The 14702-nt window shown below is 46.6% G+C and carries 9 protein-coding genes; 2 read left to right on the forward strand and 7 right to left on the reverse strand.

Annotation, left to right across the window (positions count from 1 at the left end; genetic code table 11):
- Positions 1-144: 144 nt before the first annotated feature.
- Positions 145-654 (reverse strand): hypothetical protein, encoded by a 510-nt coding sequence (locus HMPREF9999_RS04015; RefSeq protein WP_009437129.1) that lies wholly within the window; start codon positions 652-654, stop codon positions 145-147.
- 644 nt (positions 655-1298) lie between these two features.
- Here HMPREF9999_RS04015 and HMPREF9999_RS04020 point away from each other — a divergent pair.
- Positions 1299-2585 (forward strand): Fic family protein, encoded by a 1287-nt coding sequence (locus HMPREF9999_RS04020; protein WP_044063104.1) that lies wholly within the window; start codon positions 1299-1301, stop codon positions 2583-2585.
- 272 nt (positions 2586-2857) lie between these two features.
- The gene (locus tag HMPREF9999_RS04025) at positions 2858-5719 is read left to right on the forward strand and encodes a hypothetical protein (RefSeq protein ID WP_009437131.1); all 2862 of its coding nucleotides are present in this window, start codon (positions 2858-2860) and stop codon (positions 5717-5719) included.
- 107 nt (positions 5720-5826) lie between these two features.
- On the opposite strand, the gene HMPREF9999_RS04030 is transcribed toward HMPREF9999_RS04025, so the two are convergent.
- From HMPREF9999_RS04030 to rnc, 6 genes are all read right to left on the reverse strand, one after another.
- A complete protein-coding gene (locus HMPREF9999_RS04030) occupies positions 5827-8010 on the reverse strand; it encodes a S9 family peptidase (RefSeq protein ID WP_009437132.1) in 2184 nt (727 codons plus the stop codon).
- 100 nt (positions 8011-8110) lie between these two features.
- On the reverse strand, positions 8111-9907 hold the full coding sequence (locus HMPREF9999_RS04035) for a THUMP domain-containing protein (RefSeq protein ID WP_009437133.1): 1797 nt from the start codon (positions 9905-9907) through the stop codon (positions 8111-8113).
- 219 nt (positions 9908-10126) lie between these two features.
- The gene (locus tag HMPREF9999_RS04040) at positions 10127-10525 is read right to left on the reverse strand and encodes an HIT family protein (protein WP_009437135.1); all 399 of its coding nucleotides are present in this window, start codon (positions 10523-10525) and stop codon (positions 10127-10129) included.
- 74 nt (positions 10526-10599) lie between these two features.
- On the reverse strand, positions 10600-11250 hold the full coding sequence (locus HMPREF9999_RS04045; RefSeq protein ID WP_009437136.1) for a hypothetical protein: 651 nt from the start codon (positions 11248-11250) through the stop codon (positions 10600-10602).
- Positions 11251-11556: 306 nt separating this feature from the next.
- Positions 11557-12024 (reverse strand): transcription elongation factor GreA, encoded by a 468-nt coding sequence (greA, locus tag HMPREF9999_RS04050; protein WP_009437137.1) that lies wholly within the window; start codon positions 12022-12024, stop codon positions 11557-11559.
- Positions 12025-12119: 95 nt separating this feature from the next.
- Entirely contained in the window at positions 12120-14642 is a 2523-nt protein-coding gene (gene rnc / locus HMPREF9999_RS10240) for a ribonuclease III (RefSeq protein ID WP_009437138.1), read from the reverse strand.
- Positions 14643-14702: the final 60 nt, after the last annotated feature.

Genomic DNA, 14702 nt, shown 5'->3' on the forward strand with positions numbered 1-14702 from the left:
ATCTGTTTTTTCGCACTTCACGAGGTGTTTGATTAGAAACCAACAGCATCTCTGCAAGGTCAAAGCTGACGATGCAGAGATGCTGTTGATTTTTATGTTGAATGAGGGCTTTTTAGCCGCCAATAAATCGATGTGGAACTATCACTAGAAATATCCTCCAAAGGAAACACCCATCATAAAGGCGTTGAAACCAGTGCGACCTTCCATCTTGCGGAAGTTGAGACCTACATACGAGTTCTTCGTGCAGAGATATTGCAGGCTAGCACCAAGGTTGAGAGTCGTAGTCAGATATTCTTTGTTTTCATTCGTGTGTCCTTGCACCAGTGCCAGACCGATGGAGGTGACCACGCGCACTCTGTCTTTAGAAAAAGAATAGCTCTGAAGGTCGAGCGACAAATAGCGTGGATTGTATTTCCATTCGTAACCGAAGGTGGCACCAGAAAGTTCCAAACCCAGGCGTTTGTTGAAGGTGTATCCTAACATGAGCGCAGTGGCAGATTTCGCATCTCGTCCATAACGTGGATTGTTGTCGAAAAGCACGAATTCATCGACGGAAGAATAGAACTTACCACCTTTCTGCACATCGGCAAAAGACTGCGAAAATCCGCTGAGGGAACATAGGGTGCAAAGCAAAGTAAGAAATAGTTGTTTCATTTGCGATAAGATTTAGTGAAACTTAGATGCAGAGATATAGTTAATATCTCTTTTAATTGGGGGGGGGATGTAAAAATCTGCTACAAACTTATCAATTCTTATTGAATCTACCAAGTGAAAACCTACTTTTTGTTGAAAAGTTTATTTTTTGTGCTTTTCTTCTGTTTTTGTGATGTTTTGATGATTTAGTCAAATGACTATTTGTATTTCTCTTTTCTAGGTTGCATAAAGTAGATGAATAAAAAGAGTAGTAAACTGCTAAAAGCGTTGCAAAGGAATAAAGGGTTATCTGATGGGCGAAGTAGCAGGTCAAAGCTGTCATCCGGATGGTCGAGGAAGTATGGTACAACTTTTGATAGGCATACTATAAAGTTCTGAAATGCAGGATGTACGCTTTTAAGAAAACTGGCATGATGAATAACAGATGACCTGGTTTACCCAAATATATACTCCTAGTTCAGTAGCAAACGCAGAGATTATTCCTTCTACCAAGACAGCGTATGCGATGATTCTCTGATGAAAACGTCGCAAAATATGCGGTATTTAGTCGATTCATTTGGTTGTTCCGTGTGATTTCTCTATTTTTGTCGCAGAATATGCGACGTTTAATGCCGCATTTTGTCGCACATAAAAATAAGAAGCTCATGTATATACACGAAAGAGAGAATTGGACGCATTTCCGTTGGGATAATGCTGAGGCATCAAAACTTCTGGAATTAGTCTGTCGTAAGCAAGGTGGGCTTTACGGCAGATTGAGTTCACTCGGGTTTGATAGTAAACTCAGAGCAATGGCAGAGAACCTGACACTTGATGTCGTTCATTCCTCTGAAATTGAAGGCATACGCCTGAACGAGGACCAAGTGCGCTCTTCCGTAGCTCGAAAGCTAGGAATAGAAAATGTGAAATACACAGCTCCTTCGCACTATGTTGATTCAGTAGTCGGGGTCATGCTTGAAGCGGTGCAAAACTATGATCAACCTCTTAGTAAGGAGAAACTCTGCGCTTGGCAATCTGCGTTCTTTCCAACTGGCTTCAGTGAAGGTCGTCAGATAGAGATAGGACAATATCGCACTTGCGAGGAACATATTGTCAGCGGTATGTGGGGAAGAGAGAAGATACACTATGTGGCTCCTTCTCCTAATCGTGTAGAAAGCGAGATGCAAAAGTTTATAGCTTGGTTTGATGGTGATGACGCTGAGGGTAGTGTTATTCGTTCTGCGATAGCCCATTTCTGGTTTGTGAGCATTCACCCCTTCGAAGATGGCAATGGTCGTTTGGCTCGCATTCTTTCTGACATGCTTCTTGCACGTGGTGAGAAAAGTGAATTGCGGTTTTACAACATATCCTCTCAAATCAATAAGGACAAAAAACACTATTATGACATACTGGAACGTATGCAGCGCAGCGATGGGGATATCACGGAGTGGCTGGTCTGGTATATGATGAAATTGGTTGATGCGTTGGACGAAGCAGAAGCCATTGTCTCCACCATCTTAAACAAGAGCTTTTTCTGGCAGAAAGTATCCTCCGTAGCCATGACAGAGCGACAGACGCAGATGCTCAATCTATTTCTTGACGGCTATGAGGCGAAGATAACTTCAAAGACCTGGGCTTCGTTGGCAAAGTGCTCCAAAGACACTGCTATACGCGACATACAAGATCTTGTGGCTAAGCATATCTTGGTAGAAGACATTCCTGGAGCCAAGCGTCCGAGCTATTCCATTGTTTGCGATGCAGAAGACCTAACCCAGTTCTTTACAGATGTGCAGATAACTCTAAAGAACGGCATGCCTTATCTCACTGCCCTGTTCAAAGGGGATAGGATTTGTGAAAGAGTATTGCCACTCGATGCAGAACGCTATCAGAAGGGAGAGCTTCCACTCTCCAATCTGCTCAACAAGTACTGCTCGTATTTGATGGCAAACGCCTAAGAGTGCGTCAAGTATAATCACATAGTCTTCTGATTTGGATATTGGCAAGTCCAAGGTCAGAAGACTAGTTTTTTGTAAAAGGAGAGTAGCTTTTCTTTTGTTTGTTTAGGCTAATATCGGAGGGTGTGAAAGAAAAACTTGAAAACTTTTGGGATTAATACAAAAAAAACTGTAATTTTGCGCTGACAGGCTGCGCAACGTCTAGTGAGTGCATTTGTGCAGCATGGGCTTTTCACAGACCACACTCTCTCCTTTTCAATACTTATTATACCATGACAAAAAGGCTGCTAACCTTCTTCCTCTTCTTCATTTTCTTTTTAGGGAACACCTATGCTCAAAAGCTGGTAGGTGCTCGAGTTGTAGATTATATTACAAACATAGACATCGCAGCAGATTCACTATTAAAAGTGGAGCTACTTGCTGCAGATAGTAGTTTCATTGCTGAAGGCTGGGCTGCACGAATGGGTAATGAGCCCAAATACAAAACTTATGCTGAAGCAGTAGTTGAACGTGAAGGTTCTTACATCATGCGTGTAAGCCATCCCGACTATTATACCCTATACGCTCCTATACAGATTAAATTTTATCGTAGAGAAAGTAACATTCTTCTCGGCAAGTTCGCTCTTAAACGTAAACTAAGAGAAAAAACAACAGAGTTGGGTGAAGCTCTAGTGACTGCAACAAAGCTCAAGTTCTATTTTAACAACGATACTTTAGTCTACAATGCTGATGCTTTTATCACTCAGCAAGGTTTTGTGTTACAAAACATCTTACAGAAAATGCCTGGTCTTACCATCAACAACGATGGTGAGATTCTGTCCAATGGAAGAAAAGTAGAAACGCTTTTGCTCAATGGTAAGGATTTTTTCAACAACGACCGAAAGACTTTGCTTGAAAATCTGCCAGCTTTTATGGTGAAGCACGTGAAGGTGTATGAGAAAGAAAAAGATACGACATCACTCTTCGAGCGCGAACGCGAACTCAAAGGTTTGGTGATGGACATTCGACTGAAACCAGACTACCACTCCAACTTTTTGTCCAGCATAGATGCGGCAGCAGGCACGGACAAACGCTATTATGGACGAGCATTAGGACTTAAGATAAATGATTTTCATCGTTGGTCTGTTTTTGCAGGAGCTAATAATACCAACCACAACGAAGAGCTAACCCGTAACGGTCAGTTCTACAATATTGACAATGGTATTGGGCAAAAAGATTTCTATAATGCGGGTGTTCTCTACAATGTTGATGAGCGTGAGGGACGCTATTCATTGGAGGGGAAGGCACGCATACAATGGAGTAAAGAAGATGTAGATTTGAAGCAAGTAGTTCAGCAATTCTACGATAAATATCATATTTTTCAACTTGGTACATCTAGCAGTAGTAGTAGAAACTTTTCTTTTCAAACTGAGCATTCTCTCTCGTTGTTTTCTACTACTCCATGGAGCTTTACCATCAAACCTTCGTTCTCTAAGGTTACATTGAAAAACCACTCAGAAAACAGTGGTGCGTCATTCGACCGCAATGTTAGTCATCTCTTGGGCAAAGCTTGGAGTGATAGCATTCGTCTTTTTTCTCTTGGCGAAACGCTCAACGCATACGGTATTAGTCATGCTAATGTATTGTCTTTTGCACCATCCACAATAACCAATGCAAAGCTCGAAATAGAGAAAAGTATCGACATACCACACACTGACGATAAGCTAACCTTAAACGCATCAGCCTATCGAGCATGTATCACGCAAGAGGATTTTTCATTGCGGCATGTAGATTACATACGTAATGCACAAAAACAATCACAGCATCAATACCGAAACGAGGACCATGACAAATGGACATGGACTGCGCAAGCTAATTACCTTCTCCGTTGGAGCGATCATCATAGTTTCAGTGGAAAGCTATCCTACGAATGCGATCAATTAAATTCTAGCGACCAATTTTATCAACTACACCATTTGCCTGGATGGACGCTACAATCTGATGTAGAGAAATTGCCTAATAATGATCTTTTACAGCAAGCAAAAGACTCACGCAATAGTAAATCATATCAAGAATGGGGGAATAACCTTGTAGGGGAACTAGGTTATATGTTCCAAAAAGGCAAGTATGACTTAAATGTAAGTATTCCCCTACGCTATTTGCATCGAAAATTAGATTTCTTCCAGAAGAATAACGACCAAACCGTCTATCGCTCTCAATTTTTCCCAGACGTAAATGTGCGGTTTGCTACTTGGCTAGGTGGACAAACAGGCTATAATTATAGTTTTAGCTATGAACTTAAGCATGAAATGCCTATGATGCTGCTTCTGGTGCCACAAACAAACGATATAAATCCTCTATCAGTGGAACAAGGCAACCCAGAACTTGATAATATCACTCAACACAAGATAAATGGCAGATTCTATTGGGCTCCAACAATGAGACACAATCATACGGTGAACATGAACTACACCTACACCGATGGGCTCACCTCTTCCATGTCGTTATACAATGAGCGTACAGGGGTAACAACATCCAAGTTTAGAAGCGTCAACGGCAATCAGTACCTGCAAGCCTCTTTGGAAGACGCAGTGTTTCTCACTCCCAGATACACTCATAAACTCACCAATAAAATTTCCTTCAACTACACGAAAAGTGTACAATATAATGGTCTATCGCTTCAAGAAGCTGACAAACCAAGCACGGTGCACAACTATTATTTCATTGAGGAAATAAACTATTCGTTTGCTATTCCAAATACAAAGATACGCGGTGAACTAGCTCCGTATGTTCATTATCATCGTTCGACTTCTATTCGCGAAAATTTTAAGCCACTTCATGCAACAACTTTCGGTTCTCATGTAAGTGTGTATGCGGAGCTCCCTTGGTCAATGCGTTTGCAAACAGACTTACGCACCATTAGTCGCCGAGGATACAACGATGAGTCAATGAATGACAATGAGTTTATCTGGAATGCAAACCTCACCAAGGCTTTTTCCAATAAGTTTTCCATAAGTCTTGAGGCTTTCGATTTACTTGGACAGCGCAAGAATGTAGTACGCTTTGTGAATGCACAAAGTACTACAGAGAGCATATATAATAATCTACGTCAGTATGTTATGCTCCATCTTACGTGGTCACTGAACAAGCGATAGAACATTTTGGGGTACACGAAAAATCCTCCCATTCTCAACTTGAGAGTGGGAGGATTTTGTATGCGTGTGGCACAACTTTTCATGCTGGGATGAGCGGTGCGCAGGAACTATTTGAGGAAGTCATCAAAATAGCGGGTGATGCGCTCGTGGAGGTGGAGCATGTCGCGACCAGACATGTTGTGACCTTGACCAGGATAGACAAAATAGTCGGGTTGCGTGCCTGCATCTTCCGCAGCGCGGAGGAACATGAGAGAATGTTGCAAAACGCAAGTGGGGTCGTTGTAGCCTACGATGATTTGCAAACGACCTTTCAAGTCTTTGGCGCGATTGACGAGGCTAGAAGCTGCGTAGCCTTCGGGGTTGGATTGTGGCGTTTCCATATAGCGTTCGCCATACATCACTTCGTAGTATTTCCAGTCGAGGACGGGACCACCGGCTACACCAACTTTGAAGACGTCGGGGTGGGTGAGCATGAGGTTGGTGGTCATGAATCCACCGAAGCTCCAACCGTGGACACCCAGACGATTGGCATCGACATAGGGCAGCGAAGTGAGTTTTTCCACACCCTTCATTTGGTCTTCCATCTCAATCTTACCGAGATGGCGGTGGGTGCAGCTTTCGAAGTCGAAACCACGATCACCAGAACCGCGGTTGTCGAGGATGAAGAGGACGTAACCGCGATTTGCCATGTAGTATTCCCAAGGGCGGGCTTGATAGTTGAACGACTCCTTGACGTTGGTGGCATGAGGACCGCCATAAACATAGACCACAGCAGGATATTTCTTCGTGGGGTCGAAGTCTACGGGTTTTACCAAACGATAGTAGAGTGGGGTCTTACCATCGGCAGCGAGGATAGAACCATTTTCCACCTCAGGCATGGTGAAGTTGCGCCATGGATTTTCGGCATTGAGGAGGCTAGAGACGGTTTGTTTCTTCTCAGTGCTCTTGATGTCGATGTGGCGATAGTCGGTGGGAGTGCTCCAAGTGTCGCGAAGATAGCGGCCGTTTTCAGAAAGGCTAGCGCGGTGCAAGCCTACGCCATTGTCCAACAAAGTGCGGCGACCGGTCTTGAAATCCACGGCATATAGGTTTTCGCGAATGTGTCCGCTCTCATTGGTGCGAACGATGATGCTGCGCTTTGCGGTGTTGAATCCGAGGAGGTCGAGCACCTCAAACTTGCCCTGCGTGAGTTGGCGGAGCATCTTGCCGTTGGTGTCGAAGAGATAGAGGTGATTGAACCCATCGCGTTCGCTTTGGTAGATGAACTTGTGGTCATCCCAAGGGAGGAAGGTGAGGGGATTTTGAGGTTCTACGAAGCGTTCGTTAGTCTCGGTGTAGAGTGTCTTTAAGCGTTTACCAGTGGTGGCATCATAAGCCACGAGGTCGCAACGCTTTTGGTTGCGTGGCACCTCCATGATGTAGAGGGTTTTGCCGTCAGGACTCCAAGAGAGGTTGGTGAAATAGCGGTCGGTGACGTCGCCCAATTCCAACCAAACGGTGCGGTCTGTGGCAGGAGAGAAGATGCCAACAGTGACTTTGTGCATCGCCATACCTGCCATGGGATATTTGTCGGGATCGGGCTGAGCAATGCGCACTTCTGGGTTCACCAAAGTGTTGACTTGTGGATAGTCTGTCACCATGGACTGGTCCATGCGATAGAACGCTAGTTGGTCGCCCTTGGGGCTCCAGAATGTACCTTTGTGGATGCCAAACTCATCGCGGTGAACAGAGGTGCCGTAGAGCAGTTCGCGGTTGCCATCTGTAGACACTTGATGGGTGCGACCATCGGAGGTGGTGACAAAGAGGTTGTAGTCTTTGGTGAAAGCGAGGGAACGAGAGGCATTGCAGAAGTCTTGATGACCGATGCCCCTTTGGAGCGGAAGGGACCAAACGATGGCTTTTTGCTTCCAGTCGTAGGCAACAATAGCCTTGGTGAGTGTGATCTTGGCTACGGTTTTTGTGCCTTCGGGGAAGGTGGTTCCGATGAGATTGCGTGCTTTGCCATAGCGTGCGGTGTCGAGGACACTATTGAGGGCTGCGAGATCGAAAAGCACTTGTCCGTCTGTGCCGAGCTTTTTGCCTTTGGCATCGAGAATCATGCGCACATCGTTGACATTGGTTTGTACTAAAGCATCCCCCCACCATGTGGTGTGAATAGATTGGGGTTGGAGATTCCAATAGTTGGTGCCGCCCCACATGAGGTCATCGAGAGTGGGACGTTGTTTGGTTTGTGCCATAGCAGTGAGATATAGAAATGGCAGAAGCAGGAAGAAGAAAAATTTGTATTTCATGCCAATATGATAGTAGGTTTGCGTGAGGTGTGGGGAGAAAATTGTTCATTCCCACAAGCTGATTTTGCCAACTTGTGGGAATGATGTAGGGTGTGAATCTTTAGTCTTCGCGACGTTTGCGGAGATTGCCACCACGTGCGGGGCGAGAGAAGCCGCCCTCTTGACGGGGCTTGCGGTCGAAACCACCGCGCTTGTCGTATCCTCCACGTCTTTCGCTGCGGTCACCGCGGTCACGATCACCGCGGGTGCGGTCGCCACGTCCTTCAAATCTGTCATCGCGATGCTTGAATTCGCGGTTACCGCGGAAGTCGTCACCTTCTCTGCGTGGAGCACGAGAGAAAGAACGGCGGTCGTTGCGCTGACCACGAGAGCGGTTGTCGTCTCTGCGTTCAAACTTGCCACGTTCACCGCGTGCTGCGCGCTCTTTGGCGGCACGTACGCCTTCGAATGCACTGTGACGAGCACGGAGGGTGCGGTAGGTGGCAGCGAGTTCTGGGTCATCGGAGAAGTCGAAACCTGAGCGGTAGTCGCTCTCTTCATAGCGTGGACGGCGATCTTCATAGCGGTCTTTGCGGTCGAAGGATTTGCGGTCTCTGTCGGAGCGTTCACCATGATCGGAAAAGTCGCGGTCGTCCTCGTCGTTGAAGCGTTTGCGAGAAAATTCACGCTTGCGACCATCGCGGAAGCGGCCTTTTTCACCCATGCGCTCACGTTCAGCATCGGTCTTCACTTCGTTGCCCTCTGCACGGAACTTGTCGAGCTTGCCATCGAAGGTGACATACTTGCGGAGTTCGCAGTCGAGAGAACCATTGTTGAGAGGCACGCGGAATGAGGGGCGCAGGCGCATATCATCGAACAATTCTTCCTTAGAAGAAATGACCCACGCATCGCAACCTTGACAGTCTTTCTTGAGCTTGGTGCCGAGTGTGCGGTAGATTTGTGAGAGATCCTCTGGACGGAGACGCTCACCGTAGGGAGGATTGGTGACGATAATCGCCTTTTCGCAGCCTTCCGGAAGGACGAAGTCGCGGATGTCGCGCTGCTCGAGGGTGATGAGGTCGGCGACGCGTGCCGCCTTTGCGTTATCTTGCGCAGCTTCGATGGCACGAAGATTGAGGTCGTAGCCATAGAGCTTGTGGTTAAACTCACGTTCGTGGCTGTCGTCGTCGAAGATGGTGCTCAGGAGTTCGGGATTGAAGTCTTTCCAGTTTTCAAAACCAAACTTGCGGCGGAAGATACCAGGATAGATGTTACGTGCCATGAGGGCGGCTTCTACCAAAATCGTACCCGATCCGCAGAAGGGATCGATGAAATCGCTGTTGAAGTCCCATCCACTCATCTTGACCAAAGCAGCAGCGAGCACCTCGTTGATGGGAGCTTCTACCGTTGCTGTGCGATAGCCGCGGATGTGGAGGCTTTCTCCACTGGAGTCCAAAGAGAGGGTGCAACTATCTTCTGCTATGTGCATGTTGAGGCGGAGGTCGGGATTGGCCACGCTGATGTTGGGGCGTTTGCCGGTAAGCTCCATGAAGTAGTCGACAATCGCATCTTTGACCTTGTAGGCAACAAACTTAGAATTGCGGAATTCAGTGCTATAAACGGTGGTGTCTACAGCGAAAGAAGTGTCGAGATCGAGGATTTCGTTCCACTCAATTCCCTTCACTGCCTTGTAAACAGCTTCCGCATCCTTGGCGCGGAAGTGGAGAATGGGCTTCAACACTCTGACTGCCGTGCGGAGGCAGAAGTTGGCACGGTACATCATTTCTTGATTACCCGAGAAAGAGACCATGCGGCGGCCGATTTGCACGTCGTCGGCACCGAGTTCGATGAGTTCCTGTGCCAAGACTTCTTCCAGACCTTGGAATGTTTTGGCGATGAGTTCAAAAGTTTGTTGCATTAAATGGGGCGATTGTTGCAGATAGACTGGCGAATATATAAGCTAGTAAGGAGCAAAATTACAATTTTGTGGCGACTACACCAAAGAATCAGCGTAATATACGTGCAAAGAGGGTGCAATCTCTAAGAATATAGAGATGGCACCCTCAAATTTCTTTCATCTTTAGGCTCAGGAAGGCAATTCATGTAGCACTGAGATGTTGAACGAATCAGCGATAGATTAGCCTTGTTGGAAGGCGGCAAAGATAGCAGCGGCTGTTTCAGCCATTTGTTCTGGTGCAACTTCCAATTTGGGTTTGCGGAAATCCATATCACCTTCTTCTTTCAGTGGGATGAGATGAATATGTGCATGAGGCACTTCCAAGCCTATCACAGCCATACCCACCTTGCGACATGGAAGTACGGACTGGATGGCGCGAGCAACTCGTTTGGCAAAGACATGATATTCGGCTAGGAGTTGGTCATCGAGGTCGAAGATATAGTCTGTTTCTTGGCGAGGAATCACCAACGTGTGGCCGAGAGCAACGGGGTTGATGTCGAGAAAAGCGTAGAACTTATCGCTCTCAGCACATTTATAAGAGGGGATTTCGCCAGCGGCGATTTTGGAAAAGATGCTCATATCAGATATAGATATAATGAGAGTTGGTGTATCTATGGAAGGGGTAAGTATGACTGCCCCATGAAAAGGTTTGACTATTTGCGGCCACCCACCACAGGAAGCAATGGAGCGTTGAGAGTATTTACGTTTTCAGAGGCTTCTCCTGCTGCGTTTTGTACGCTTCGCAGTCCATTCCACGACCATTCATCGAAGGGGCTGTCAAAGTCGTTGAGAGCATAGTTGCCCCAATAGCCATAATTCAACTTGCGGAGGCTAAAACGGAAGCGACTATCTCCAGCATAGCCCGTGAAATAGGTGTTGCTCAGTGCATAATCATAGATGGCTACGTTGAGGGCGGGTTCTCCAGGATAGCTGAGATAAAGCACTCCATTGCGCACTTCCCAAAGGAAGCGGTGGTAGCGTTGGCGAAGAGGACCATAGTTGTAGAAGTCGATTTGTTTTCCCGTGCCTCTTCGAGCATCTAGATATTCATTTTGGAAGAGAATGTAGGTGTGGCTAGCATCAAATTGTACGCCACGTTGTGTGTAAGGATTGACTGCAGTATAGAACATACCGAAGTCGCCTTGCCATTCTCCAGCAATGACATTGGCACGTCCACGATCACCGCGGCCATTGGGGTAGTAAGGGTCGTATTCGTTGTCAATGTAGATGTCACAGGCTGAGAAACTCATAGCTGCAATGACGAGCATGACGAGAAATGCGGGGAAAGAGTAAATTTTCTTCATAAGATGCTTAGTCTAGATGCTACTCTTGTTGTTACTCTCAGAAGGCTTCTTTTCGATAAACTATGATTTATCGCTTTTTTATGGAAGCTTTTTCTAGCGAATAGCAAGAGAAGCAGGTTTGTATAGGAGCAAATGTAAGCCATTCATGGCAGTCTACCAAACTTTGACCATAGAAAAAACGCTTTCTCCCTTCTTATTTTGCATTTAAGAGGAGAAAGCGTTGTGTTTAGTTGGTGAATTATTCACTATCCTATAAAGACATAGGGAAATCCAACTAGAGGGTTGCTTAGTAATAGCCCTTTGCTCTTAGTCTACTGAGATATTAAGAATCTCAAGTTGTATAACGCCGCGTGGGGTTTGGGCATCCACTACATCACCCACTTTGTGACCAAGCAAGGCTTGAGCGATGGGGGTGGTGCTGGAAATCTTACCAGCGCGGAGGTCTGCTTCACTTTCGGAAACGATGGTGTATTTCATCACTGCACCAACCTTCACATTTTTCATCTCCACGGTAGAAAGGATTTGCACTACATCGGTGCGAATCTTAGAAGTGTCGATGATTTTAGCGGTAGCAATGGTAGCTTTGAGTTCGTTGATTTTGGTTTCGAGAATAGATTGCGCCTCTTTTGCAGCATCATATTCTGCATTCTCGGAAAGGTCGCCCTTGTCGCGCGCTTCCGCAATGGCAGCGGAGGCCGCAGGACGGTCGATTTGCTCCATGTGACGGAGCTGAGCTACGAGCTTATCGTAGCCTTCTTGGGTCATATAGGCCATGTTAGTGTGATATGTCTATCTTATCTGTTTCTAAAATATAGAAGTACTTCCCAGGGAAGGGAAGTAGCTTCTGTGATTTGTGTGAAGAATAAGGATTATCCTTCTTGAGAGGTGGAGGCAGAAGATGAGGCTGTGTCACCACCATCTTTGCTTTCTCCTTGAGTAGCATTGGTGCGATTTCCGCCACGTCGGCGGTTGTTGCCTCCGCGACGTCCACCACGCGAGCGATTATTCTTGCGCTTCTCTTCTTGCGCAGCAACATTTGGTGCTTCGTCAGCCTTAGTAGGCATAGGATTGTTGGTAGGAGTCGTTTCTACTACCATGAAATCATCAATGTCTACATCGAGTTTGAAGGTTTCTGCAAGTTCCTGCTGCACCTTTTTTACTTGACGTTGACGAGCTTCTTCCTTATGCTTCTCCGCTTGTTCTTGGAGTTTGCGCTCTGCCTTTTGAGGGCGGTGGCTCTGTTCGGCAGGAGGCAGCGTGGTGTTGGTAAATGCTGCAGCATTTTGTCGTTTATTCTGACGACGTGCACGCTTTTTCTCTTGCTCAGTACGCACTCGATTAACTTCCCCTTCCGCAGTGTTATTTGCTTCTTGGGGAGTTTCCGCAGTGTTTTCTTCCGTTTGTTCAGCTGGCATTTGAGGAGTAGCCACCTCTTCTGTAGCTTCTTCCACTACTGTCTCTTCGGTAGGGAGAGTATCTGCGGCCCCCTCTGCCATTGCTACGGGGGGGGCCACCTTCTCGTCAGAGATTTGAGGAAGATCTTCTGTAATAATTATTGCAGTATCGGAAGGCTCAGAAATCTGTTGTTCCATTTGAGGAGTTTGCGCTGAAGTCGCAGACACATTCTCCATCATTTGAGGTTCCTCCTGAGCAACTTCTGTTGCAACGGAAGTTTGTTCAGCAACAAAAGAGGGCGTTTCCTCTGTGGCTACAGGCGCATCACTAGGCGTAAACTCACAGGGATGGTCGGCAGCTTCCGTCCATTGTTCGAGTTCATGTTGCAATTCTTCCATGGAAGCCTTAGGTGCTTCAGCAGCGTTTTTCACAACTTCATTTCGGGATTGTTGTGCGCGTTGCTTCTGCTGCTTTTCTTCTGGAGATTCCACAAACTCTACTGTGATGATGGTGGGAGTTTCTTCCACAGGTTGGGTTGGCTCCTTAGTCATCTCAATGGCAGGCGTTGCCACTTCTTCAGCAGGAACCTCGATACTAGTTTGAGAAGCTCTTTTAGCGCGTGGCTGATCAGCAACCTTCTCTTCGCGAGAATGTTGAACTGGACTCTGAGGCATCATTTTCGTTTCTGCCACAGCTGCTACCACTTTAGCCACTTCCTCTGTAGTTTTTTCTGAGGACTGTTGAGGCATTTCTGCCTTCACTTCTGGCTTCTCCGCTGCTACTTCCAGCTTCTTGGGTTTCTGTGCATGAGGAGTAGAAGCCTTCTGTACACTACGTTCCTTACGTTCTTCTTTGGCTACCTGTTGAGCCGCGCGTTCCTCACGATCGCTCTTGCGTTCAATGCGATGATCATTTTGCTCTTCACGAGGACTCTTGCGTTCTTCGCGATTTTGCTTCGTGTTGTCCCGCTCATGCTTGCGCTTCTCTTCACGGACAGCATTGTCACTTTTTCGCAGATTGCGGTCTTCGCGCTCAGCATTATCGTTGTTTTCTTTGCGCTCGTTGCGTTCCGCCTTTTCGTTTTTGCGTTCTTGCTTACGCTCATTGCGTTCGCCACGATTGTTGTTGCGCTCAGTCTTAGCAGCACCACGTTCTTTGGCAATTTGTTCGTCAATCTCTGAGATGTGAGGAAGCGCAAAGAACTCTTCTGCTCCCATAGCTGTGCGCTTCTCTTTGGCACGGAACATTGCATCCAAGAAGTCTGCATCACGACGCATCTGAGTGAGCGCGTCTTTAGCTGCTGCTTGGTGACTTTCTTTCTTAGAGAATCCCTTGCCTTCTCCAGCAGGGATACCTTCTATGACCACCGAAGTGTGGAAAGATGGGCTAGTGCTGTTGGAATTGTTGGAGATATTGTCTACAAAATCGAGATGAATGCGATTCTTTTGTTTCCATTCCAAGAGTTTACTCTTGAAGTTCACCTCCTTGTTTGCCACCGTGTCGAGATCGAGCACTGCACCAATGATGCGTTTCTCGATGAATTGAAACGCATAGCGGAAGCCGCGGTCGAGATAGATCGCTCCCATGAGGGCTTCAAAGCTGTTGCCTTCGAGGTAGGAATTGTGTGTGCGACCGTGGGTTTGACTTTGGATGAGACGATCTATACCCAACTCCTTCGCCAGTTTGCCGAGCGATTCGCGTGATACAATCTTGGAACGTGTGTTAGTAAGAAAACCCTCACGCTTGTTGGGATATTGTCGATAAACGATGTGGCTCACGACCGTTTCGAGCACGGCATCACCGAGAAACTCCAAACGTTCGTTGTTGAGGGGCTTGTTGCCCGTTTTCTTGGAGCGGTATTCGTGAGATTTATGGGCAAAGGCTGTGCGATACAAGTCAATGTTGTGCGGACAGAAGCCCATGATTTGATAGAGAGCGGAGCGAAACTCTTTGTCTTTACTGAAGAAGAGTCTAGCTCTGTCAAAAATATTTTTCATACGTTGTTGAAGTTGGACGACACAAAATAGTTTTGTACGCTTAGCCGATACAAGGTATCT

The sequence above is a fragment of the Alloprevotella sp. oral taxon 473 str. F0040 genome, from assembly GCF_000318095.2.
GTDB lineage: Bacteria > Bacteroidota > Bacteroidia > Bacteroidales > Bacteroidaceae > Alloprevotella.